The organism is Rubrivivax sp. A210, from assembly GCF_904426505.1.
Taxonomy (GTDB): domain Bacteria; phylum Pseudomonadota; class Gammaproteobacteria; order Burkholderiales; family Burkholderiaceae_C; genus Rubrivivax.
In genome coordinates this window covers 60178-81856 of record NZ_CAJGBN010000006.1, presented here as the reverse complement: position 1 = coordinate 81856, position 21679 = coordinate 60178, and the positions used below count along the sequence as shown (strand labels likewise).

At 67.6% G+C, this 21679-nt stretch carries 18 protein-coding genes; 10 read left to right on the top strand and 8 right to left on the bottom strand.

Annotated elements, in window-relative coordinates; all coding sequences use genetic code 11:
- Nucleotides 1-28: 28 nt before the first annotated feature.
- Nucleotides 29-1030 carry an MBL fold metallo-hydrolase gene (locus JMV16_RS06360; protein ID WP_201493353.1) on the bottom strand — a complete coding sequence of 334 codons (1002 nt, stop codon included), beginning with the start codon at nucleotides 1028-1030 and terminating at the stop codon, nucleotides 29-31.
- A 250-nt stretch (nucleotides 1031-1280) separates the two neighbouring features.
- Here JMV16_RS06360 and JMV16_RS06355 point away from each other — a divergent pair, with 250 nt between their 5' ends.
- The 4 genes from JMV16_RS06355 to JMV16_RS06340 all read left to right on the top strand — a co-directional run bounded on the left by JMV16_RS06355 (nucleotide 1281) and on the right by JMV16_RS06340 (nucleotide 5729).
- The gene (locus tag JMV16_RS06355; protein ID WP_201493352.1) at nucleotides 1281-2183 is read left to right on the top strand and encodes a LysR family transcriptional regulator; all 903 of its coding nucleotides are present in this window, start codon (nucleotides 1281-1283) and stop codon (nucleotides 2181-2183) included.
- Nucleotides 2184-2320: 137 nt separating this feature from the next.
- Nucleotides 2321-2947 (top strand): pyridoxamine 5'-phosphate oxidase family protein, encoded by a 627-nt coding sequence (locus tag JMV16_RS06350; RefSeq protein WP_201493351.1) that lies wholly within the window; start codon nucleotides 2321-2323, stop codon nucleotides 2945-2947.
- Between the two features lie 66 nt (nucleotides 2948-3013).
- Nucleotides 3014-3646: a glutathione S-transferase family protein gene (locus JMV16_RS06345; RefSeq protein WP_201493350.1), complete on the top strand. Its 633-nt coding sequence runs from the start codon at nucleotides 3014-3016 to the stop codon at nucleotides 3644-3646.
- Nucleotides 3647-3683: 37 nt separating this feature from the next.
- The gene (locus tag JMV16_RS06340; protein ID WP_201493349.1) at nucleotides 3684-5729 is read left to right on the top strand and encodes a pyridoxamine 5'-phosphate oxidase family protein; all 2046 of its coding nucleotides are present in this window, start codon (nucleotides 3684-3686) and stop codon (nucleotides 5727-5729) included.
- A gap of 48 nt (nucleotides 5730-5777) precedes the next feature.
- Here JMV16_RS06340 and JMV16_RS06335 read toward each other — a convergent pair whose 3' ends face one another.
- On the bottom strand, nucleotides 5778-6677 hold the full coding sequence (locus JMV16_RS06335; RefSeq protein WP_201493348.1) for a LysR family transcriptional regulator: 900 nt from the start codon (nucleotides 6675-6677) through the stop codon (nucleotides 5778-5780).
- A gap of 185 nt (nucleotides 6678-6862) precedes the next feature.
- Between JMV16_RS06335 and JMV16_RS06330 the strand changes: the two genes are divergently transcribed.
- The 3 genes from JMV16_RS06330 to JMV16_RS06320 are packed head-to-tail and all read left to right on the top strand — an operon-like array spanning nucleotide 6863 to nucleotide 9425.
- Nucleotides 6863-7342 (top strand): DUF1348 family protein, encoded by a 480-nt coding sequence (locus JMV16_RS06330; protein ID WP_201493347.1) that lies wholly within the window; start codon nucleotides 6863-6865, stop codon nucleotides 7340-7342.
- A gap of 8 nt (nucleotides 7343-7350) precedes the next feature.
- Entirely contained in the window at nucleotides 7351-8808 is a 1458-nt protein-coding gene (locus JMV16_RS06325) for a dihydrolipoyl dehydrogenase (RefSeq protein ID WP_201493346.1), read from the top strand.
- Nucleotides 8805-9425 (top strand): glutathione S-transferase family protein, encoded by a 621-nt coding sequence (locus JMV16_RS06320; RefSeq protein ID WP_201493345.1) that lies wholly within the window; start codon nucleotides 8805-8807, stop codon nucleotides 9423-9425. Before JMV16_RS06325 ends, JMV16_RS06320 begins: the two co-directional genes overlap by 4 nt.
- Nucleotides 9426-9594: 169 nt before the next feature.
- On the opposite strand, the gene JMV16_RS06315 is transcribed toward JMV16_RS06320, so the two are convergent.
- Nucleotides 9595-10143 carry a carboxymuconolactone decarboxylase family protein gene (locus tag JMV16_RS06315; RefSeq protein WP_201493344.1) on the bottom strand — a complete coding sequence of 183 codons (549 nt, stop codon included), beginning with the start codon at nucleotides 10141-10143 and terminating at the stop codon, nucleotides 9595-9597.
- 206 nt (nucleotides 10144-10349) lie between these two features.
- Between JMV16_RS06315 and JMV16_RS06310 the strand changes: the two genes are divergently transcribed.
- Nucleotides 10350-11135: an alpha/beta hydrolase family protein gene (locus JMV16_RS06310; protein WP_201493343.1), complete on the top strand. Its 786-nt coding sequence runs from the start codon at nucleotides 10350-10352 to the stop codon at nucleotides 11133-11135.
- Between the two features lie 80 nt (nucleotides 11136-11215).
- Here JMV16_RS06310 and JMV16_RS06305 read toward each other — a convergent pair whose 3' ends face one another.
- Nucleotides 11216-11416, bottom strand: a complete 201-nt coding sequence (locus JMV16_RS06305; protein ID WP_201493342.1) for a hypothetical protein — start codon at nucleotides 11414-11416, stop codon at nucleotides 11216-11218.
- 566 nt (nucleotides 11417-11982) lie between these two features.
- Nucleotides 11983-13740, bottom strand: a complete 1758-nt coding sequence (locus JMV16_RS06300; protein WP_201493341.1) for an amidohydrolase family protein — start codon at nucleotides 13738-13740, stop codon at nucleotides 11983-11985.
- Between the two features lie 276 nt (nucleotides 13741-14016).
- On the opposite strand from JMV16_RS06300, the gene JMV16_RS06295 reads away from it, so the two are divergent.
- Together JMV16_RS06295 and JMV16_RS06290 are read left to right on the top strand one after the other, a co-directional pair.
- The gene (locus tag JMV16_RS06295; RefSeq protein WP_201493340.1) at nucleotides 14017-17232 is read left to right on the top strand and encodes a DUF3892 domain-containing protein; all 3216 of its coding nucleotides are present in this window, start codon (nucleotides 14017-14019) and stop codon (nucleotides 17230-17232) included.
- A 15-nt stretch (nucleotides 17233-17247) separates the two neighbouring features.
- The gene (locus JMV16_RS06290; RefSeq protein WP_201493339.1) at nucleotides 17248-17487 is read left to right on the top strand and encodes a hypothetical protein; all 240 of its coding nucleotides are present in this window, start codon (nucleotides 17248-17250) and stop codon (nucleotides 17485-17487) included.
- Nucleotides 17488-18026: 539 nt separating this feature from the next.
- Here the strand turns inward: JMV16_RS06290 and JMV16_RS06285 are convergent.
- The 3 genes from JMV16_RS06285 to JMV16_RS06275 all read right to left on the bottom strand — a co-directional run bounded on the left by JMV16_RS06285 (nucleotide 18027) and on the right by JMV16_RS06275 (nucleotide 21665).
- Nucleotides 18027-20456, bottom strand: coding sequence for an ATP-binding protein (locus JMV16_RS06285; protein WP_201493338.1), 2430 nt, complete (start codon nucleotides 20454-20456; stop codon nucleotides 18027-18029).
- Nucleotides 20457-20593: 137 nt separating this feature from the next.
- Nucleotides 20594-21388: a response regulator gene (locus JMV16_RS06280; RefSeq protein ID WP_201493337.1), complete on the bottom strand. Its 795-nt coding sequence runs from the start codon at nucleotides 21386-21388 to the stop codon at nucleotides 20594-20596.
- Between the two features lie 10 nt (nucleotides 21389-21398).
- Entirely contained in the window at nucleotides 21399-21665 is a 267-nt protein-coding gene (locus tag JMV16_RS06275) for a hypothetical protein (RefSeq protein ID WP_201493336.1), read from the bottom strand.
- Nucleotides 21666-21679 lie beyond the last annotated feature (14 nt).

Genomic DNA, 21679 nt, shown 5'->3' with positions numbered 1-21679 from the left:
CAGGACTCCGCTGGGTGCCGGCCTGGGACTACAAGGTCACGTTGGTGGCCTCGCCGGGCCGCAGCATGTGCAGCTCTTCGGTCAGGCCGGCACTCTTGAACTCGCGCTCGATGAACCACGCGCCTTCCCTGAAGTGCCGCCAGCCTTCGAAGTGCGCCGGATAGACGTTCTTGAGCCCCAGCGTTTTGGTCGCGCGCACACCGTCGACGGCGTTCATGGTCAGGAAGTTGTCACCCACGGCGGGCACGTTGGCCGAGCCGAGATGCAGGATGCCCGCGTTGACCTTGTAGCGCCGTGCGATCTCGTTGATCTCGTCGATCCACACCGTGTCGCCGGAGATGTAGAAGGCGCCGGTCGTCTGGCCTGCCCATTCGAGCATGAAGCCCGTCACCTCGCCGACGATCTCGCGCAGGGCCGGGTTGCTGGTGTGGACCGCCGGCATGGCCGTTATCTTCAACTGCTCGCCATGGGCGTTGCTGACCACCGTGGTCTCCCACGGCGCCAGGCCTTTGACGTTCTTGCCGGGCAGGTTCATGGCCGCGCTGGCCGGCGTGGTGAGCGTGACCCCCACCTTGCGGAGCAGGCGGCGGCCTTCGTTGTCCAGGTTGTCCAGATGCTGGGCGTGGCTGACCAGCGCGATGTCGATGCGGCCGATGGCGTCGGCCGGAATGGGCGGCGCCATAACCTTGGTCAGCAGGTGGCCCGGGCCCTCGTTGCGTTCCGTGCCCTGGGGGTCGAACCCGGGGTCGCTGATGATCCGGAAGCGGCCGATCTCGAGAAGGTAGGTGGGCCCACCGAGATAGGTCACGCGCACGGGCGACGCCAGGCTCGTGGGCTTGGCGGCCTGCTTGTCGAGCGCCGCGAGCGCGTCACCCTGGCCCGAGCCCGCGTGGGCGTCGGCCGACGTGTGGGCCAGGGCCGCCATACCGGCGGCGGCGCCGACGACGGCGGTGACGAAGCCGCGGCGGTCGGATGGGTCGGAGCCGGCTTGCTCCGAGGTTGAACCGTCAGGAGCAGAGGGTTGGGTCATGGGTCTCTCCGAGCAAGGGGTTGGATGTCGAGGGCCGCAACACGGTGCGGTGCCGCAGTCTGTTCGCGGGGCCCGGCGCGGGGAATCGACCCCGGGCGCAATTAACTGTTCCGCATGCAGGAGCAATCGGGCTGCAACGTGAGGCCCGTTCGCTCCGGACGGGAGCAACGCGGGCGACCGACCGCGCCCCGGCCGAGGCGGACCCGCCGTTGATGCAAACTCCGCCGACCTCACAGGCAAGAAGAGCGGCATGGACAAGCATCACCTGATCAGCGTTTTCGTCGCCGTGGTCGATGCCAACGGGTTCGCCGGTGCCGCACGCAAGCTGAAGGTGTCGCCGCCCGTGGTGACGCGGGCGATCAACGAGCTGGAAGAGACACTGGGCGTGCGCTTGCTCATGCGCACCACGCGCGTGGTGCGCGTCACCGAGGCCGGTGCGCGTTATGCCGACGATTGCCGCCGCATCCTGGCGGAACTGGCCGAGGCCGACGAGTCCGCGAGCGGACAGCACGGCATGCCGCAAGGCCAGATCGCCATCACGGCGCCCGGCTGGTTCGGGGCCAAGTTCATCACACCTATCGTCACCGAGTACCTGGACCAGCACCCGAAGGTAAGCGCCACCTGCTGGTTCCTGGACCGCCTGGTCAACATGGTCGAAGAGGGCGTCGACGTGGCCGTGCGCATTGCGGATCTGCCTGATTCGTCGTTGCAGGCCATCTCGGTCGGCCGCATGCGGGTGGTGACCTGCGCGTCCCCGGACTACCTGGCGCGGCACGGCATGCCGCGCTCGTTGGCCGATCTGGCGTCGCACAACATCGTGTCGGCGGGGGCCGTCGCGCCAGGACACGAATTGCGCTTCAACCACGAAGGCAAGTCGCGTGTCCTCAAGATGCAACCCCGGCTCGCGACGACCACCAACGAGTCGGCCGTGGCGGCGGCGGTCACGGGCTTCGGGCTCACGCAGCAGATGCTCTACAAGGTGGCCGAACCGTTGGCCCGCGGCGAGCTTCAGGAGGTGCTGAGCGACTTCGAGCCGCCGGCCTTGCCGGTGCATGTGCTGCACCGCGAGGGGCGCTACGCCTCGCGGCGCGTGCGCGCCTTTCTCGACCTGGCCATCGAACGGTTGCGCGCGTTGCCGGAGCTGCAGGCCTAGCGGCCTACGGGCGGCACATCGGTCGCCGCCGGCCAGGCCGATCGTTCCAGGATCGACAACAGTCCCTTAGCGCCGGCGCGGCTTCTCGCGGGCGGCGCGCGGCACGACAGTTCGGCATCGCACTTCGAGATGCCGCCATGCCCCACGCCTTCGCCCAGATCGCCTTCACGCCGCGCGTGAAGGCCGAGCAGCAGCGCGACGGCAGCCGTGCCAGCTACGCGCGCAGCTTCGAGGCCGATGCCCAGACCTTCAACGACCGGCTGGGTCAGGCCGAGACCGAGTTCCTCGCCCAGCTGCGCAGCTTCTACATGGCCACCGTGTCCGAGACCGGCTGGCCCTACGTGCAGCACCGCGGCGGTCCGGCGGGGTTCGTGCAGGTGCTGGACGACCAGCACATCGCCTTTGCCGACTACGCCGGCAACCGGCAGCTGATCAGCGTCGGCAACCTGGCGGGTAACGATCGCGTGGCGCTGATCGCGGTGGACTATGTGCACCGCGTGCGCTTGAAGCTGCTGGGCACGATGGCCGTGCGGCCGCTGGCCGACGACGCGGCGCTGGCCGCCCGCCTCGCAACGCCTGGCAACCGCGCCCGGCCGCAGCGCGCGATGGTGGTCACGGTCGAAGGCTTCGACTGGAACTGCCCGCAGCACATCCCCCTGCGGCTGGACGCCGAAGACGTGCAGCGCGCGCTGGACGAGCGCGATGCCCGCATCGCCGACCTCGAATCACGTCTGAAGGCGCTTCAACGGCAGCCCCAGGACTGACGCTCGCGGCCCGCCGGGTCGCACCCTTTGCCTGCTTTCCCCAACCGATCCAACCAGGACCCTGCCATGAAGCCGAACCACACCCTCAAGCTCTACCAGCACCCGTTGTCGGGCCACTCGCACCGCGTACACCTGGCGCTGTCGCTGCTGGGGCTGCCCTACGAGCTGATCGAGGTCGACCTGATGAAGGCCGCGCACAAGCGGCCCGAGTTCCTGGCCATGAACCCCTTCGGCCAGGTGCCGGTGCTGGACGACGGCGGCACGATCCTGTTCGACTCGAACGCGATCCTCGTCTACCTGGCCAGCACCTACGACGCCGACCGCCGCTGGCTGCCGCGCGATGCCCGGCAGCAGGCCGCCGTGCAGGCCTGGCTCTCGGTGGCCGCCGGTCTGGTCGCCTTCGGCCCCGCCGCCGCGCGCCTGATCACGGTGTTCGGCGCCAAGTACAACGCGGAAGACGTGATCGGCCGCGCACACCAGCTGCTGAAGGTGATGGAAGCGCAGCTGGCCGCGCGGGCCTTCCTGGCCGGCACGGACGCCACCATCGCCGACATCGCCGTCTACAGCTACGTCTCGGCGGCGCCCGAAGGCAACGTCGACCTGGCGGCCTACCCGCAAGTGCGCGCCTGGCTGGCCCGTGTGGAAGCCTTGCCCGGGTTCGTGCCGTTCAAGCGCACGGCGGTCGGCCTCGCGGCCTGAGCCGGCGACCGCCAGTCACCCCCTTCGAGCAGCGCCCATGAACCGTTCCGTCTCCAGCCCCGACCCGTTCCACTCGGGTGAGAAGGCCGTGCAAGCCCGCCTGGGCGTTCAGGAGCGCATGCTCGATGTGGGGCGGCGCGTGATCCGCGCCTACCTGCCCGAGCAGCACCGGGAGTTCTACGCCCAGCTGCCTTTTGTGCTGGTGGGTTCGGTCGACGCGGTCGGCCGCCCGTGGGCTTCGGTGCTGGTCGGCGAGCCCGGCTTCATGCGCTCGCCCGATCCCACGCACCTGCACATTCAGGCGCGGCCGGTGCCCGGCGACCCGCTGGCTCAAGGCCTGGTGCCGGGCGCGCCGCTCGGCTTCCTGGGCATCGAGCTGCACACGCGGCGGCGCAACCGCATGAACGGGCACGTCGAGTCCGTGGCCGATGGTCACTTGAGCGTGGCGGTGGAGCAGACCGTCGGCAACTGCCCGCAGTACATCCAGGGCCGCGAGACCGAGTGGGCGCGCGAAGCGGGCGACAACACGCCGCGCGACACGGTCGCGCTGGACCACCTGGACGACGCGGCCTTGGCGCTGGTGCGCACGGCGGACACGCTGTTCGTCGCCACGCGCGCACCGGCCGAAGGAGAACACCCGGGCAGCGCCGACGTGTCGCACCGCGGCGGCCGCAGCGGCTTTGTGCGCGTGGAAGACGGGCGCACGCTGCTGATTCCCGACTTCACCGGCAACTTCCTGTTCATGACGCTCGGCAACCTGCAGCTCGACCCGCGGGCCGGCGTGATCTTCATCGACTTCAGCACCGGTGACCTGCTCACGCTGACCGGCCGCGCCGAAGTGGTGTGGGACGGCCCGGAACTCGAGGCCTTCGAAGGCGCCGAGCGCGCCTGGCGCTTCCACATCGAAGCCGGCTGGCGCTTGAGCGCGGCGCTGCCGCTGCGCTGGCGCTTCCGCGACTGGTCACCCAACTCGCTGATCACCGGCAGCTGGGAAGAAGCGGCGCGGCGGCTCGAGGTGCAGCGCCTGGCCCAGACCTGGCGGCCCTACCGCGTGGCGCGCGTGGTCGACGAAAGCAGCGTCATCCGTTCCTTCCACCTCGAGCCGGCCGACGGCCACGCGCAACCCGCCTTCGAAGCGGGCCAGTACCTGCCGATCCGCCTGCACCCGGGCGCTGGTGCCGCGCCGCTGCAGCGCACCTACACGTTGTCCAGCGCGCCGGGCGAGACGGGCCTGCGCATCAGCGTCAAGCGCGAAGGCGCGGCGTCGACCTTCCTGCACGAGCAGGTGAAGGTCGGCGACACCCTCGAGGCGCTCGGGCCGCGCGGCCACTTCACCCTCGACGCCACGCTGCGCCGCAGCGCGGTGCTGATCGGCGCCGGCGTCGGCATCACGCCGATGGTTTCGTTCGCGCGGCACCTGGTGGCGGAAGGCTTTCGTCTGCGGCGCACGCGCCCCACGCACCTGATCCAGGTGGCGCGCGACGGCCAGGTGCGTGCCTTTGCATCCGAACTCCAGGCGCTGGCCGCCCGGGCCGGCGGCGCGCTGAAGCTGCACATCGTGCAGGACGACGGCGCGCCCGGCACCCGGCCCGGCCCGCTCAGCATCGACACGCTCAAGTCAGTCCTGCCGTTCGACGACCACGAGTTCTTCCTCTGCGGCCCGCCCGGCTTCATGCAGGCCTTGTACGACGGCCTGCGCGAACTCGGCGTGCGCGACCAGCGCATCCAGGCCGAGGCCTTCGGGCCGGCCTCGCTGAAGCGGCGCCCGGACGGCGCGACCGCCGCGCCTGCACCACCGCCGCTGCCCGCGGCCACCGAAGCCACGGTGAGCTTCCTGCGCAGCGGGGACACCGCGGTCTGGACACCTTCGCACGGCAGCTTGCTCGAGTTCGCCGAAGGCAAGGGCCTGTCGCCGCCCTACGCCTGCCGTGCCGGGCACTGCGGTTCGTGCCTGACGCCGCTGCGCGCCGGCCGCGTGACCTATGCCGGGCCGACGGCCTGGAAGCCCGGCGAAGGCGAGGTGCTGCTGTGCTGCGCGCGGCCGGCGGCCGGTGGCGCTGAACGCATCGAACTGGAGCTCTAGCTCAACCCGATCGGAACGCTCAACGGCGCCGCCGATGCCGTCGCGGGCTCAGGTCAGCGATGGATCGGCACGCAGGCCTTCCACCACCAGGTCGATGAAGCCCCGCACCCGCTGCGTGGCCCGGCGCCCCCCGTGGTGCACCACGTGGATCGGAAGGTCGGCGGTCTCGTGGGCGGCCAGCACGGGCACCAGCGCGCCGGATTGCAGCTGCGCCGCGACCTGGTAGCTGAGCACACGCGCGATGCCCAGACCGGCGATGGCAGCCGCGATGGCCGCCTCGTTGGAGGTGCTGCGCATGCGCGGTTGCACGCGTTGCGAGAAGGCATGCTCGCCGGCCCCGAAGTGCCATTCCGGTTGGGCGGTCAGGCCGGCGGCCGAAATCAGGGCGTGGTCGCTCAGGCCGCGCGGATGGGCCGGCAGGCCGCGGGCCTTTGCGTATTCGGGCGACGCCACGAGCACGCGGCGCACGCGGCCCACGCGCGCCGCATGCAGCGACGAATCGGGCAGCTCGCCGATGCGCACCGCCACGTCCACGCCTTCTTCCAGCAGGTTCACCACCCGGTCCAGGAACAGGCAGTCGGCGTCGACCTGCGGCCATTGCAGCAGGTAGCGCGCGAGCAAGGGTGTCACGTAGAGCTGGCCGAACATCACCGGCGCGGTGATCGTCAACGTGCCCTTGGGCGCCTGGTGCTCGCCCTGGGCAGCCTGCTCGGCTTCGTCGACCTCGGCCAGGATGCGCCGGCAGTCGTCGGCGTAGCGCGCACCGGCCTCGGTGACGCGCACGATGCGGGTGGTGCGTGTCAGCAGCCGCAGGCCGAGGTGACTTTCGAGCTCGGCCACCGCGCGGGTCACCACTGGCGGCGACAGGTCCAGCTTGCGCGCCGCGCTGGCGAATCCGCCGGTCTCCACCACCGCCACGAAGGTCGTCATCGCCTGCAGCCTGTCCATCCGGCGCCCCTGCGGTTGGCTGTCGAAGCCGCCATTCTGGTGGGGCGACCGGTGTGCGGACTGTTGCGCGACCCACAAGACTGTCTTCGCAGCCCCGGTGATTCACAGCGGGCGGGGGGCGCGCCACAGTGGCCCCCTGATCCTGCTGTTCGCGCCCGTCACCGCACCCGACCCTCTGGAACCCGATGAACCACTCCCACGAAACCCGCGCGCCCCTGCCCCCCTTCACCCGTGAAACGGCGACGCAGAAGGTGCGCCTGGCCGAAGACGCCTGGAACTCCCGCGACCCACTGCGTGTGGCCCTGGCCTACACCCACGACAGCGTGTGGCGCAACCGCGCCGAGTTCCCGGTGGGGCGTGAAGCGATCCAGGCCTTCCTGCAGCGCAAGTGGGCGCGCGAGATCGACTACCGCCTGATCAAGGAGCTGTGGGCGCATGACGGCGACCGCATCGCCGTGCGCTTCGCCTACGAGTGGCACGACGACGCCGGCCAGTGGTTTCGCTCCTACGGCAACGAGAACTGGGCCTTCGACGAGCACGGCCTGATGCAACTGCGCTTCGCCAGCATCAACGACAAGCCGATTCCCGCCGCCGAGCGGCTGATGCACTGGCCGCTGGGGCGCCGCCCCGACGACCACCCCGGCCTGAGCGCGCTGGGACTGTGAGGCCACCGATGACGCACCCCGCACCCACGGCCAGCACCGACGTCGCCATCATCGGCGCCGGCAGCGCGGGCATGGCCGCGTACCGCGCGGCACTGCGCCACACCGAGCGCGTGGTCCTCATCGAGAGCCACGTCTACGGCACCACCTGTGCGCGCGTGGGCTGCATGCCCAGCAAGCTGCTGATCGCGGCGGCGGAGGCAGCGCACTCGGCGCGGCAGGCGCACCGGTTCGGCGTCAACGTGCCGCCCATCGACATCGACGGCCGCGCCGTGATGGCGCGCGTGCGCAGCGAGCGCGACCGCTTCGTCGGCTTCGTCGTCGACACGGTCGAGCAGTGGCCTGTCGCTGACCGTTGGTTGGGACACGCCCGCTTCGTCGATACCCACACGCTCGTGGTCGACGGCCTCGCCGGCCCGCGGCGCCTGCAGGCCGAGCGCATCGTCATCGCCACCGGTTCGCGCCCTGCGGTGCCGCCGGCCTGGCGGGCTGCACTCGGCGAGCGCCTGATCGTCAACGACGATGTGTTCGACTGGACCGATCTTCCGGGCTCGGTGGCGGTGGTGGGCACCGGCGTGGTCGGGCTCGAGCTGGCGCAGGCGCTGCACCGCCTGGGCGTGAGGGTGCGGCTCTTCGGCCGCGGCAGTCGCATCGGCCCGCTGACCCATCCGGCGCTGCAGGCGCTGGCCCGCGAGGTGTTCGCGGCCGAGTTGCCGCTGACCTTGAACGTGCGAGACCTGAAGCCCCGGCGCGAGGGCGATGCCGTGGTGCTGCGCACCGAGCTGGCCGATGGCACGGTGCAGGAGGAGCGCTTCGACTTCCTGCTGGCGGCCACCGGCCGCCGCCCCAACGTCGACCGCCTGGGCCTCGAACACACGGCGCTGCCGCTCGACCCGCAGGGCGTGCCGGTGTTCGACCGCCGCACCGGCCAGGTCGGCGACAGCGCCGTCTTCATGGCGGGCGATGCCGCCGACGACCGCGCGCTGCTGCACGAGGCGGCCGACGAGGGGCGCATCGCCGGCGACAACGCCGGCCGCTGGCCCGCGGTGCGCCTGCGGCCGCGCCGCGCGCCGCTGGCCGTGGTCTTCAGCGAGCCGCAGATGGCGCTGGTGGGTGCCACGCATGCCGAGCTGGTGGCCTCGGGCACGGCTTTCGAGACAGGCGAGGTGTCGTTCGCCGACCAGGGCCGCAGCCGCGTCATGGCGCGCAACCACGGTGCGCTGCAGGTGTATGCGCAGCGGGGCAGCGGGCGGCTGCTGGGTGCCGAGATGCTGGGCCCGGCCGCCGAGCACCTGGGGCACCTGCTGGCGTGGTCGGTACAGCGCGGCGACACGGTGCAGCAGATGCTCGACAGCCCGTTCTACCACCCGGTGGTGGAAGAAGGGCTCAGAACCGCGCTGCGCGACGCCCAGCGCGCCTTGCAGCTGCCCGCGCCCGCCCCCGAACACTGCCTGGAGTGCAACGCATGATCGACGTCTACACCGCCAACACGCCCAACGGCGTCAAGGTGCCCATCGCGCTGGAAGAGCTGGGCGTGCCCTACCGCATCGTCCGCGTGAACCTGGGCGCGCTGGAGCAGAAGCAGCCCGACTTCCTGCGCATCAACCCCAACGGCCGCATCCCCGCCATCGTCGATGGCGACGGGCCGGGCGGCGTGCCGCTGTCGGTGTTCGAGTCCGGCGCCATCCTCTGGTACCTGGCCGAGAAGTTCGGCGGGCTCGTGCCGAAAGACCCGGTCGCACGCATACGCGCCCTCGAATACACCTGCTTCCAGATCGGCGGCATCGGCCCGATGTTCGGCCAGGCCGGCTGGTTCACGCGCTCGGCGCCGGAGCCTGTGGCCTTCGCGATCGAGCGCTACCGCAGGGAGTCGAACCGCCTCACTACGGTGCTGGAGGCCCGGCTGCAACAGGTGCCCTGGCTGGCCGGCAGCGAGTTCTCGGTGGCCGACATCATGAACTTCGGCTGGCTCGATGCGCCGGACTACGCGGGCGTGAGTCTGGCGGACTACCCCGCGGTCAGCGCCTGGCGCGAGCGGATGCACCAGCGGCCTGGAGTGCAGAAGGGGCTGGCCGCGCTGCGCTGAGCCGGCCGGGTCGGTGAACCAGTCCGACGGGAAGACGAAGACCCCGATCACCAGCGTCACCGCCAGCAGGGCCGCCGCTGACCATCGCGTTGCGAGCCCCGGCACCAGTGGAAACATGTGCTCCGCATACGTGGTCAGACGCGCTGCCGCTTCGAGCGGCAGCCGCAGCTCACCCATGCAGATGGGTGCTGACGCGGGGGAAGTCGACGTCGGTGTGGGCCACGTTGTTGACGTAGTTCGTCAGCACGTTGAGCGCCACGTTGAGCACGATCTCGATGACCTCGGCGTCGCCGAAGCCGGCGCTGCGCAGGCTGCCGAGGTCGCCATCGGTCACGCGGCCGTGTTCAGTCGCCACGCGGCGCGCGAAGCGCAGTGCCGCGGCGTTGCGCGCGGTGCTCGCCTGGCCGTCGCGGGCGAGGCCGATCTCGTCGTCGCTGAGCTTGACCAGGTTCTTGCCGATGTAGCTGTGCGCGGCCAGGCAGTAGTCGCAGCCGTTGAACTCGGCCACCGCGAGCGCGAGCGACTCGCGCAGCTTGGCGTCGAGCGTGCCCTTGGCCAGCGCGCCGCTCAGCGAGAGGTAGCCCTCCAGAGCGGCCGGCGCGCTGCCGAGCAGCTTCATCATGTTGGGCACGACGCCCAGTTGCTTCTGAACGGCGGCCAGCAGGGGCTTGGAAGCGGCGGGCACGTCGTCGACGGAAGGGATGGCAAGGCGGGACATATGAAGGACCTTTCTGGTCGGTGGGTTGATGAGGTTCTGCGCAGTGCCCGGTGGGCCGCAGCGCATGCCGCTACTGTCGACGCGCTTCGCCGAAAGGAGAATCGCTCCGGCTGCCAAGGGTGTGTTGCGCGCCTGGAAACAATCGCGCTTCAACGTGGCCGTAGGCTCGCACTTCGTCTTCCACGATCCCGCCGAGGAGCCCCTTCATGCCGAGCCAACGCGTCGATTTCCCGGGCAGCCTGGGCCACCTGCTGGCGGGTCGCCTGGACACGCCCGACCATGCCCCGCACGCGTGGGCCGTCTTCGCCCACTGCTTCACCTGCTCCAAGGACACCAAGGCCGCGGCCTACATCGCGCAGGCGCTGGCCGCAGCCAGATACGGCGTGCTGCGCTTCGACTTCACGGGGCTCGGCGGCAGCGGAGGCGACTTCGCCAACACGAACTTCAGTTCGAACGTCGACGACCTGGTGGCGGCGGCTGACTGGCTGCGCGGCCACCAGGGTGCGCCGACGCTGCTGATCGGCCATTCGCTGGGCGGCGCCGCAGTGCTGGCAGCCGCCGGCCGCGTGGACGATGCGCGTGCCGTGGTCACGCTCGGTGCGCCTTTCGATCCGGCCCATGTGACCCACCAGTTCGGCGCCGCCCTTCAGGTCATCGAAACCGATGGCCAGGCCCAGGTCCGTCTCGGCGGGCGCCCGTTCACGATACGGCGCAGCTTCTTGGACGACGTCAACGGGCAGGCGCAGCAGCAGCGAATCCGCGCGCTGCGGCGTCCGCTGCTGGTGATGCACTCACCCGAGGACACCGTGGTGGAGGTGGACAACGCACGGCGCATCTTCGAGTCGGCGCTGCACCCGAAGTCCTTCGTTGCTCTCGACGGTGCCGATCACTTGCTGAACCGCGCGGCCGATGCACGATTCGCCGCGAGCATCATTTCGAGCTGGGCGTCCAGGTACCTGCCGCACGAGTCGATGGCGGATGCGGGTGCATGACATCCGACTCGCGGCACCGCTGTTGCGCGACGGTGCGATTCCATCGGTAGGAGCTTTGATCCGGGGCAGGCGCCCGGCGGTCAGAGTGCCAGCGCGCTGCGCAACCGGCTGACGAACCTCAGTGTGCCTGCGGCGACCCTGTCGCCGACGATCGCACGCAGACCAGTACGGGGTCGCTGCGTGAACTCGTCGCGTTGGTGTTCGCTGGCGGCTTCGCGCACCCAGGTTCGGTCATCGCCGAGATCCGTTGGCACTTCGGTAAAGAAGGGAGATGGGAGCATGGCCTTGCCTCGATGGCGCGCCCACTCGGAACCCAACCGGGGATGGAGGGTTCGCTGACCTTGCGGCTTCGTCGGCGGTTGACGAGACTGTCGATCAGTCCGCGAAGAATCGGAATGCCCGCGGCATGGAAGTCATTGTTTCGTCCCTCGGGGGTGACCGATCGGCACGCCGCGACCTGCGCTGGCGATACAGGGCCTGTCTGAGTCGATGCGCCGGCTCTGGCGTGCGGAGGGGCTCGCACGGGATTTGTGGCCGTGGGAACGACCGCTGCGAGGCATCGAGTTCAGGGATGTCAACGGCTCCTGAGGGTCGATTCGAGCCCACCGGGCCAAGGAGGACCAGTCGTGCGCTGTCCGCAGTTGCGCGGTGGCAGCACGAGGGTCAGCTGGCCAACGCATTGCTGACATTCACGGCGGCACTGGCTTCCGGACTGGATGTCGGTTTGACGATGCTGACCCGGCTTACGCCCAGCGGCGGTGGCCGGCTCCTCACGCTGCAGTGCCGACACCAGGGCGGCTACCGCATTCGATCTGGAGCCCACTGACAACACGCCGACCTCACCTCTTCAATACAGGGCCGCAAGCCCATTGCGCACGGCCTCTGGCACATTGGGTTGGGCGGCGATCTGGCTCAAATAGTTTGGGTCGTCCGCCACCGTCAGGGGATCGAGTTCCACAGGCCGCAGCAATGAGGACAGCGGCACCGATACCGCACGACTGGCCACCAGCTTCGGCCCGGTGAAGTCCGCAGGCCCGTTCAGCGGCAGGCGCGGCCGCATGCCCATGCCGCTGTACTTGATCTCATCCAGCGCCAGGGACCAGGTAAGGGGTTCGGGCTCATCCAGCATGGCCCGCCTAGCCTTCGCAGGCTTGGGCTGCTCGAGTTCCAGGGCCAGGGCCGGAAGATTCAAGAATGCCTGCCGCAGTGCAACACGCGCCGCCCCGAGCGTGACCTTGGCCACGTCGGGGTCTGCCGTCGCCTGCTCCAGGAAGATGCTGCGGTCCCTGCCACCCACAGCGATCTTCTCGCCACTGGAGCCGAGTGACTTCATTGCCGCCGGCATGCCGTAGCGCGCCACACCATTGATCATGACCAGTCGGATGTCGGTCTCCTTGGCCTTGATGAACGCTTCGTAGGGGTCCCCGGTCTTGCCGGTCACCACGACCAGATCGGCACGCTTGCCGGCTTCCAGGCTGCCCAACGCCTTGTCCCACTTGAGGATGGACGCCGCGTCGCGGGTCGCCATGGCCATCAGGTCGCGGCCACTAAACTGGCCGTCGAGCAGATGATTCGAATACAGCCAGGCCACCTTGAGCTCGCCCAGCAGGTTCTTGCTCCCCGAAGGCGACCAGTCGCTGCCCAGCCCGATGCGCACGCCGGCCGCCCTGGCGGCGCCTACACGTGCGGTGGAGCCATACAGGAGCAGATTGCTCAACGGCGACCAGATCATCGACGCCTTGTGGCGCCCCAGAACCTCGAAATCCTCGGGTAGCAGCCCGGCGGCGTGGATGCCAGCGAACCGGTCGTTGAGCGCCCATTCCTCCGGCGCCACCTGTAGCGACAAGAAATGCCGCCTTGCGATCGAATCGGACTGCCCGTCCCGGCACACCCCTTCGCTGAGGTGCAGCAGGAAGCAACTGTCTTCCTTCTTCAGGCGCCCCCAGAACGACTGGGCGTCCTTGGCGACCACGTCGGCAATCCGGCCCTGGGCTTCGGCGAGATCCGGGTCGTCGGTGCTCTCGACGTTGCGCAGGATGCCGCGGTAGTAGCGCTGGATACCGGCATTGCTGTTGAGCATGATGCCCTGGCTGGTAGTGACACCACCCATCAGGCACTTGCATTCCACGTAGCGCACCAGCGGCGCGAGCAGCGCGGGCTGGCCCAGGGCATCCCGGTAGTCGCCGACGACGGACATCGGCCCGCTGATCAGCTTGCGGTAGTCGGGGTGGTCGGGCCACTGGCCGCGGTGGTCGAAGCGCTTGGGCACCGGGCTCCACAGCGGCAGGGCGTTGTAGGCCAGGTGGTTGTGCAACTCGATCAGGCCGGGATAGATCGTGCCGCCGCTGTTCACGATGGCCACGGCCTCGAAGCCGGCCGGTCGCGGGGCCGCCCGGTCCTGCACGGCGACGATGGCGCCCCTGTCGATGTAGACCACCGCGTCCGGCCGGACCGCAAACGCGCTGTCCATCGTGACCACCCGGCCGGCCAGGGCCAACCTGGGTCCGGTCAGGGGATCGATGGGTGTGGGTACAGCCCTGGTGGCCGTCCTCGGCGCCGGTCGATGGTCCTCCAGAGGGAACCAGGTTCTCTTGAAGGGCTTCATCGTCAGGATCCCTCGACACATCCAGGTTGGCACTTGCGCGAGAACCTTCAGGGCGGTCAGCGTGCCGTTCGCCGTGGGTTCAGGTCGTCAATACTGGATCAGGACCCACGCTTCCTGCCCCCCTAGATCAGAGTTTTTCCTTGACTGGCTGAGGCCCGGGCGATCTGGACAGGCAGGCACCTGGCGCCGACACTGCCCTGTCCACGGTGGCGGCGTTCCCGCACAACAACTGCGGCCTGCCCCGTGTCCCACGCACGATCCCCGAGGGAGTTGGCAATGGCTTCTGGCTACTACGAAGACATGGGCCGCAAGGCGCAGTGGTTCCGGGAAATCCACGGCTCCGAAGACCGGGTGGTGCTCGAGAAGTTGCGAGATCGCGCGCTCGAGCATGTGGAACTCATGCGCCAAGGCCGGACCACCTGTCTGGACCCGGGAGGTGGGGCGATTGCCAAGGCCGCGGTCCTCGTCGGCGACGTAGCGCAGGCCGAAATTACCGAGGCCAAGTGGCCGGGATACGCAGCGGGTTGCTTTGTCACATCGGCCGTAGGTGTGTCGCGCGTCGCCGAAGGTGCTGCAGTCACCCTCAAACAGCGTCTGGCGCGCGGCGCGCAGACCAAGCTTGACCCGCGAACGGCGAGACTGTTCCGCCACGACCCGGAGCGCGAGTCCTGGGTGCTGGTGGACGCCTCGGGCTGGAACGCCCAGGACAAGTACGTGTGGGGCCGAATCGACAGGCCTGGCATTTATGCCGCCGTCGCCCTGCCCAAGGAGCCGACTGCCCTGCGGCGGCTGGGGCTCGAGTCGTTCGCCCGCCGCGCGGTGCGCGACGCCGTCGCGGGCGGGCACTTCGCCAGCGTTCTCGACTTCGCCGGCCGCGGTGCCTTCCGCGACTACTACGTCGAGCGCCATCACCTGGACGTGAAGACCACCGAGGGCGCGCGCCGGCTCGACATGGCCCAGCAAGCCCAGCGCGCCGCGCTGCGCGAACTCGGGCGCGACTGGGAGGCAGAGCCGCTGGGCGGCAACCCGCAGTGGGCCGTGCTGGACGATGTGCTGTTGCGCTTCACCGACCTCCGCGCTGAGCTCGCCATTGAACAGCTGCTGCCGTTCTGGCCCGTCATCGCACGGGTCGCCAACCGCGTCGGTCCCTGGTTCCCCATGGGGCCGCTCAACATCAACGGCCGCGTGAAGTCGCTGGCGATGCACCCCACCAACAGCGACGTCCTGTTCGCAGGCGCCGCCAACGGCGGGGTCTGGAAGTCGACGAACGGCGGCGACTCCTGGCGGGCGACCTGGAAGTTCGAAGGGAGCCTGGCCATTGGCGCCGTGGCCTGCGCACCCAGCAACGGCAATGTCGTCTATGCCGGCACCGGCGAGGACACGCCGGGCTATGGCCCTTCCTACGGCGGCATCGGCGTGCTCAAGTCCAGCGACGGTGGAGGCACCTGGGAGTCGGTCGCCACCGCGGCGCAGGTGGGTACCGCCTGCAACAAGATCGTGATTCACCCCAGCAGCAGCGGCAAGCTCTGGGTCGCCAGCGATACGGGCGTGCACTACGGCGTACGGACGCAAGTCGGGATAGGCCTGTGGGAGTACGTCTGGACGAAGCAGCTGACGGGCCGGGCGACTGACCTGGTGGTGAAGCACGGCGATCCCAGCGTCATGCTGGCCGGCATTCACAACAGCGGCATCTTCAAGTCGACCAACGGCGGCCAGACCTGGGCCCGACTCGAAGGAGACCGGGTAGCCGTATTCGCGATCATCATCGCCTTCCGCGAGAACATGCCAACCGGTGGCGACGCGGGCTGGATCAAGCTCGCGCTGGGACAGTCCGGCGAAGGCGGGGCGGACTTCGTGGTCGCCAAGCTCGGGCCCAATTCGGCCACCACGCTGATCAGCGGGGACATGGGCGAGGGCTGGCTCAAGACCCCCGGCAGCGTTGGCGTGCGCTACGACGAATGGTGCAGCATGGTGGCCGTGCATCCGCGGCAGCTCAAGCACATCTATCTGGCCAGTGTCGGCATGCAGCACTCCTTCGACGGCTGGAACTATGCCGATTCGCCCGGCACGCATTCCGATCACCACCAGATGGTGTTCCACCACACCAACGACAACGTGGCCTACGTCTGCTGCGATGGCGGCGTGTATCGAACCACCGACAACGGCACCAGTTGGCAGCTGCGTAGCCGCAACCTCACCGCCACCCAGTTGATGAGCCTGGGCGTGTCGGCCGACGGCCCGCTGGTGGTCGGCAGCGCCACGCAGGACCAGGGCATCATCCAGACCGACGGTTCGATGAACTGGGTCGACCACGGTGGCGGCAACGAATGGGGCATGTTCGTCGTCGACCCCAATGACTCGGCCAAGATCTTCATCTCGCCGGGCGGCGGGCAGTTGCGGCGCAGCACCAACCGGGGTGTGAGCTACAGCTTGCCGACGAACGGACTGACCGACTGGTGGGCCGCGCAGGGCCGCAACACGGTGGCCGCATCCTTCGCCCATGTGGCGGTCAAGCCCGGAGACGGATCGGTCATCGTGGGTGTGGCCACCGTCTCGGACGAAGTCAAGGATGCGAACGACAACGTCACGGCGACATACGCCGCCAAGCATCGCATCTACTACAGCACCAATGGCGGCGTCGACTGGAGCATCGCGCTCGACTTGCCACACCGAGGCTCCCGAGTCGCCTTCTCGCCCAGTGATCCGAGCCGGGTCTATGTCGCGACCTCCCAGGGGCGGGTGTACCGCAGTTCGTCGTCGGGCAGCGGCGGCTGGACCGAGCCGGCGTCGGCGGCGAACCGGCCGCCCGCGCAAAGAATCACCTCCATCGCGGTCGATCCGTTCAACAAGAACCGCGTCTACATCACCTACGGCGGCGTCAACCCGCACATCTACCGCTCGACCGATGGCGGTGCGACCTGGAATCCTTGCAACGGCAGCGATCCGGCCATGCAGTTGCCGGACATCGCGCTGCTGGACGTGCTGGTGGATACCGAGAGCCCGGATGTGCTGTACGTTGCGTCGGACATCGGCGTCTTCCGCAGCAACGACCGTGGTGCGACCTGGTACTGGGCCAACGACAGCTTCGAGGAATTCGACCTCCCACGCGTGCCGGTCACCCAGCTTGGACTGCACCCCGGCACGCACCGGCTCTACGCCGCGACGATGGGCCGCGGGCTTTACTACACGCAGGCCAGCGGCATCATCTCGATGCGTGCCACGCATGTGAGGCTGGCCCATGAGTTCCCGCAGCCGATGGGCATCCTCAAGCTGCGGCTGACGGACGGCGCACGGACCTACACGATGACGCGCCTGGAGGTCATCCGCCGCATCCAGGCCGGAACCGAGGTCTACACGCTGGCTCCCGACGGCACCCGCACGCGGGTGCGCACCTTGATGCCCGACGCCGCACATCCGCAGGAATATCTCTCCACGGCTCCCGATGGAACGACTTCGAACAACCTGCTGTCGCTGCCACGCTTCTATGGCTGACCAAGAGGAGCTCCCATGAGCCTGAGAACCCGCATGTGGATGGAAGCCGCGCTGTCCGCGCTGGCCTGCCTGCTGACCTTCGTCACGTTGATCTGGCCGGACTGGATCGAGTTGGTCTTCGACGAATCACCCGATGGCGGCGACGGCAGCGCCGAGCGCATGTTCGCGATCGCCTGGTTGCTGGCGGCCGTGGCCTTCGGCTGGCTGGCGCGCCGCGACGGGAGGAGGCTGCTGCCTGCCAGTGCCCTACGTTGAGCGAGCGCTGACCCACGTGCGGATTCGGTGCGCAACGGCTACCAAGTGCAGGCTGGCCGGGCGCCAGGGTTCACGAACGAGTGGCCGGCGGTAGGCCCGATCGGCGCCGGCCCTTGAAGACTGCATCCCGGTCTGGACCCGCTTGAGACTGGGTGCGGTCGGCCAGGATGCGCAGGCCAATGATCGCGGTCGCCGATACCTGACTTTGGCTGGCGCTCCACCGCGATGTCAGCAGTTGCCCAGGTAGCCGCCGGTCACCTAAGGTTCAGCAGAGATGCCTTCAGACCCCAGGCGGCACGGGTCGAATGAGCGGACCCGCCCTTGGCGAACTCATCGCCACAACCCCCAGGCATATCGTTCAACTATGCATAGACGCGGCCGGCGGGATGGCGAACGAAGGCGTCGGTGCGAGCGACCAGCGGTCTCTGCCGTGAGCAGCACCCCAGAGCCTCACCGTCCAACTGCACTGGCGCCTCCACAACTGGATGCTGCCGTGCTGCTCGCGCGCACCTGCAAGGCATGGCAATCGCTCGGTTCACTCAAGGAGGTGACAAGGAGAGTTCGCGCAAGCGATCAAAGTCCAACTGCAACAGTGCCTGCGACACTTGCTCTGCGTAGGGGCCGCATGTTGGATGGGATGCCTTCAGCGCCCGCGCCCACTGATCAATTAGTGTGATCTCCCCAGCCTGAATCAGCTTGCGCAATTCGGCAAGCTTTGAGTCGGGCGGTCGCATTGCTGCGGGCGGGTCGAGAACCCTTTGAAGGACATCCAGAAGGGACTTTGGATCGACCGGCTTGGTCAGCGTGGCATCGAAGCGTATCCGATCCTTCCATCCGCTGGGTGCCAGTGCCGGTGCCTGGGACACCAAGATGACCGGCAGGTTGGGGTGGCTTTGCTTGAGCGCTTCCAGAACCTGCCAGCCACTGCCATCAGACATGTATTGATCCGTGACCACGGCATCCAGTGCCAGATCCTTTGCCTCTGTCGCCTGCAGGGCGCCTTCTACCAGCACAACCCGATAGCCCGCATCCTTGAGCATGCCTTGCATCGACAGGCGGTCCTCTGCATTGTCGTCAGCAACCAGGATGCATTTGCCCTTGCCCGTTGCCTGCAATGTGACAACTTCTGGTGGGGTGATGGGCAGCGGTTGACTGCCGTCCGCGTCTGCAAGAAGAGCACAGTCAATGGAAAATTCAAACTGGGTGCCCGCGCCCGGCGCACTCGTCACGGTAATGTGCCCGCCCATCATTTCCACCAAATTGCGCACGATGGCCAGGCCCAGGCCGATGCCGGAAGCCTGCTGGTTGCGAGGGCCGCCACCCTGCTCAAAGGGTGCGAATATTCTGGCCTGATCCTCAGCAGCAATGCCAACCCCGGTGTCTGCAACGGCGAAGAAAAGCCTGCTTTGCTGGACGCCATTCGTCCGTGCAGCGCAGGTCAGGGTAACCACGCCATGGCTCGTGGCCCGATTGGCATTGCTGAGCAGATTGGTCAGTACCTGATTCAAGCGATCAGCATCGATCAGCACCCTGCGCGGCAACTGTTCTGCCTCCAGGCAGAACCTGTTGCCCGCGTGCAGCGACATCAATTCCGCATTGATTCGCATCTCCTCCAGCCAGGTGGCCAACACCACCGGCTGCGGCAGCAATCGCAATTGGCCCACTTCCAATCTGGCCAGATCCAGGAGGTCGTCGATCTGCCTCAGCAGGATCTGACCGCTGCGCGCTATTGCGGCGCCCGCCTCCCTGGGGGTGGTGCGAGCGGAGTTGTTCTCCAGCATCCGCGAGAAGCCCAGGATCGTGGTCAAGGGCGCGCGCAAGTCATGGCCCACCCGGGCCAGCAACTGGGATCGGATTTCAGTAGTCTGCTTTTCCCGCAGGTACTTTTCGTGGATATCACGCGAATGGCGCGATATGCCAGCCAGCACCGCCGGGGCTGTCAGAACGAAGGCCCATGGCGCGCTGGCAATCATGGTGATGGTGATGGACTTGAGCCCCAGCGTCACGCCCAGGCGAAACAATTCCAGCAAGCAGATCGCCAAAGTGGTGACCATCAGCAGACGCGCCTGGCGCGAACCGTTCCAGGCGGCCTGCGCAATGAGCGCCAGACTGAAGAACAACATGACAACAACAGAAAGGCTCCATACCAGTCCGCCCTGGCGGTACTGCACCAGCGCGGCCCAGAGCAAGCCGGCAAGCAGTACGGCCACGCTGGCATGAAACAGATGCAACGTGACCGGAAAGCGCTTCAAGTCGCCGATAAAGCTGTGCAGGAAGAGCGTGAACCCGACCACAGCCCCCGCCACGCAAACCGGCAATACTTCCAGCGCAAAGGCTCGTCCTTCTGGCCAGAGGTATTGCGGCCACACGCCGCTATTGACCAGCTCCACACCAATCTCGCACCACATCGCCAGTCCGTAGTACAAAAAGGTTTGGTCTTTGTACTGAAAGAAGATGGCCAGCGCAAACAAGCCGGTCAGCAGCAGTCCACCCAGCGCCACCGCATTGGCCAGTTGCATCTTCTGGTAGGCGGCCATGTACTTGTGGGACTCCCATGCGTGCAGGGAGATGTCCAGCGCCGCCTTTGAACTCACGCGCACCAGAATTTCAAGCTCCTGCCCCGCCTCGAGGCGAACAGGCAGCACAGGCGTTGTGGCCAGCACAGGGCGCTGTGCCGCCGGAATCAGCAGGCCGCTGGCCTGTTGCTGCCACTGCGTCGTGCCGGCGCCGCGGGAGTACAACTGCACCAGCGAAACCTTTGGGTGGCCAACGCTGAACCAGCGGTCGATCGACTCTGGGCGACTGTTGTGTACGCGCACGCGCATCCACCAGTCGCTGGCGGTAAACCCCTTGGACATGCCGCTGGCATTGGCGGCGTCAAAAGCGCAACGGCCGTTCTCGATGTCGACCAATGACAACTGATTGCTGGTGTCTTCGCACACCTCGACAAACGGAACCAGGGATGTCATGTCCGCCGACACATCCACCGCTCCACGCGCCGCGGAAGCGGCAGGGGTAGCCCACAGCAGGGCGCTCAGCAGGCAGCACAAGCAGGCGCAGCTGCAGAACCGAAGACAGTGCTCAAGTTTGGGCATGGCTTCTTTCGCTAGGTGCCGTCCTCCGCCAGGCGCGCTGGTCCTCTCTGGCGCTGGCGGAAATCCCTCGGACTTGCCTGGTAGCGTTCTCGGAACGCGGTGGAAAAGTTCGCTGCGGTCGAGAAGCCGCAGTGCAGGGCAATTTCGCCAATCGGGGTGTCGGTCTGCTCCAGCAACTCACATGCGATGCGCATGCGTTGTTGCCGCAGCCAACCAAACACCGGCTGTGAGAAAGTGAGCTGAAAGGCCTCATTGAGCCGCTTCTCATTGGTGCCCAGTCGCCGGGCCAGCGCTTCGGGCGAGGGCGGGTGGGCAATGTTCTCCAGCAACAAGGCCGTGGCTGCACGCAAAAGCGGCGTGTGGTTCGCGACTGCAGCCCCGTCGGGCAGCGCGAGTTGTCCGGATCCGTCCGGGCGGTCCCCTGATCTGCGGTTTCTGGCCAGGTTCAGGTGGATCTCGATGCGCGCGACCACCTCCTCCTCTGACGCATAGGGCTTGAGGATGTAATCCACCGCGCCCAGATGCAGGCCCGCCAGCCGGTCACCCTGTGCCTTGGCTGCGGACAGAAAGATGACGGGAACAGATCGGGTTCTCGCATCGGCCTTCAGGAGCCGACAGGTGCCAAAGCCATCCAGGCCGGGCATGCGGACATCCAGCAAGATGAGGTCCGGTGGGTTGAGCGTGGCCTTCTGGTAGCCATCATTGCCGTCAAAGGCCACAGCGATGCGCCACTTCTGCGCATTCAGCATTTCCATCAGAACACGCAAGTCTGCGATCGAGTCGTCAATGACAAGAATCCGCGGCATGGGTGATGTCCTACTTGGGAAGTGCGTTCTCGGCAATGGTTGCGCTACGCTGATTCTCGTCGGAAAACATTGATTGAAAGGGTGAATTTCGGCCCCAATTCTCCGCGGCAATGATGCTGGGTGCTGCAGCAAAACTTTGCCAGCGAAAGCACGGCATTTCAGCGAGTGACTTTTTCTGAGGCACGGAAATAGTCTCTGTTGCAAACACAAGCAGCGCTGCAGCAAAGACTGGCTTCACCGGCACGGCAAAAATGGTGAAGCTGAAAGTCAATTGCATCAATTCTGTGCCAG

What these genes read in the sequence shown, in the direction of transcription:
- JMV16_RS06280 (WP_201493337.1), bottom strand. Translation starts at nt 21,388, where the DNA reads ATGCCGCGGATTCTTGTCATTGACGACTCGATCGCAGACTTGCGTGTT.
- JMV16_RS06300 (WP_201493341.1), bottom strand. Translation starts at nt 13,740, where the DNA reads ATGAAGCCCTTCAAGAGAACCTGGTTCCCTCTGGAGGACCATCGACCG.
- JMV16_RS06345 (WP_201493350.1), top strand. Translation starts at nt 3,014, where the DNA reads ATGAAGCCGAACCACACCCTCAAGCTCTACCAGCACCCGTTGTCGGGC.
- JMV16_RS06310 (WP_201493343.1), top strand. Translation starts at nt 10,350, where the DNA reads ATGCCGAGCCAACGCGTCGATTTCCCGGGCAGCCTGGGCCACCTGCTG.
- JMV16_RS06360 (WP_201493353.1), bottom strand. Translation starts at nt 1,030, where the DNA reads ATGACCCAACCCTCTGCTCCTGACGGTTCAACCTCGGAGCAAGCCGGC.
- JMV16_RS06335 (WP_201493348.1), bottom strand. Translation starts at nt 6,677, where the DNA reads ATGGACAGGCTGCAGGCGATGACGACCTTCGTGGCGGTGGTGGAGACC.
- JMV16_RS06305 (WP_201493342.1), bottom strand. Translation starts at nt 11,416, where the DNA reads ATGCTCCCATCTCCCTTCTTTACCGAAGTGCCAACGGATCTCGGCGAT.
- JMV16_RS06275 (WP_201493336.1), bottom strand. Translation starts at nt 21,665, where the DNA reads ATGCAATTGACTTTCAGCTTCACCATTTTTGCCGTGCCGGTGAAGCCA.
- JMV16_RS06285 (WP_201493338.1), bottom strand. Translation starts at nt 20,456, where the DNA reads ATGACATCCCTGGTTCCGTTTGTCGAGGTGTGCGAAGACACCAGCAAT.
- JMV16_RS06340 (WP_201493349.1), top strand. Translation starts at nt 3,684, where the DNA reads ATGAACCGTTCCGTCTCCAGCCCCGACCCGTTCCACTCGGGTGAGAAG.
- JMV16_RS06315 (WP_201493344.1), bottom strand. Translation starts at nt 10,143, where the DNA reads ATGTCCCGCCTTGCCATCCCTTCCGTCGACGACGTGCCCGCCGCTTCC.
- JMV16_RS06295 (WP_201493340.1), top strand. Translation starts at nt 14,017, where the DNA reads ATGGCTTCTGGCTACTACGAAGACATGGGCCGCAAGGCGCAGTGGTTC.
- JMV16_RS06330 (WP_201493347.1), top strand. Translation starts at nt 6,863, where the DNA reads ATGAACCACTCCCACGAAACCCGCGCGCCCCTGCCCCCCTTCACCCGT.
- JMV16_RS06355 (WP_201493352.1), top strand. Translation starts at nt 1,281, where the DNA reads ATGGACAAGCATCACCTGATCAGCGTTTTCGTCGCCGTGGTCGATGCC.
- JMV16_RS06325 (WP_201493346.1), top strand. Translation starts at nt 7,351, where the DNA reads ATGACGCACCCCGCACCCACGGCCAGCACCGACGTCGCCATCATCGGC.
- JMV16_RS06290 (WP_201493339.1), top strand. Translation starts at nt 17,248, where the DNA reads ATGAGCCTGAGAACCCGCATGTGGATGGAAGCCGCGCTGTCCGCGCTG.
- JMV16_RS06350 (WP_201493351.1), top strand. Translation starts at nt 2,321, where the DNA reads ATGCCCCACGCCTTCGCCCAGATCGCCTTCACGCCGCGCGTGAAGGCC.
- JMV16_RS06320 (WP_201493345.1), top strand. Translation starts at nt 8,805, where the DNA reads ATGATCGACGTCTACACCGCCAACACGCCCAACGGCGTCAAGGTGCCC.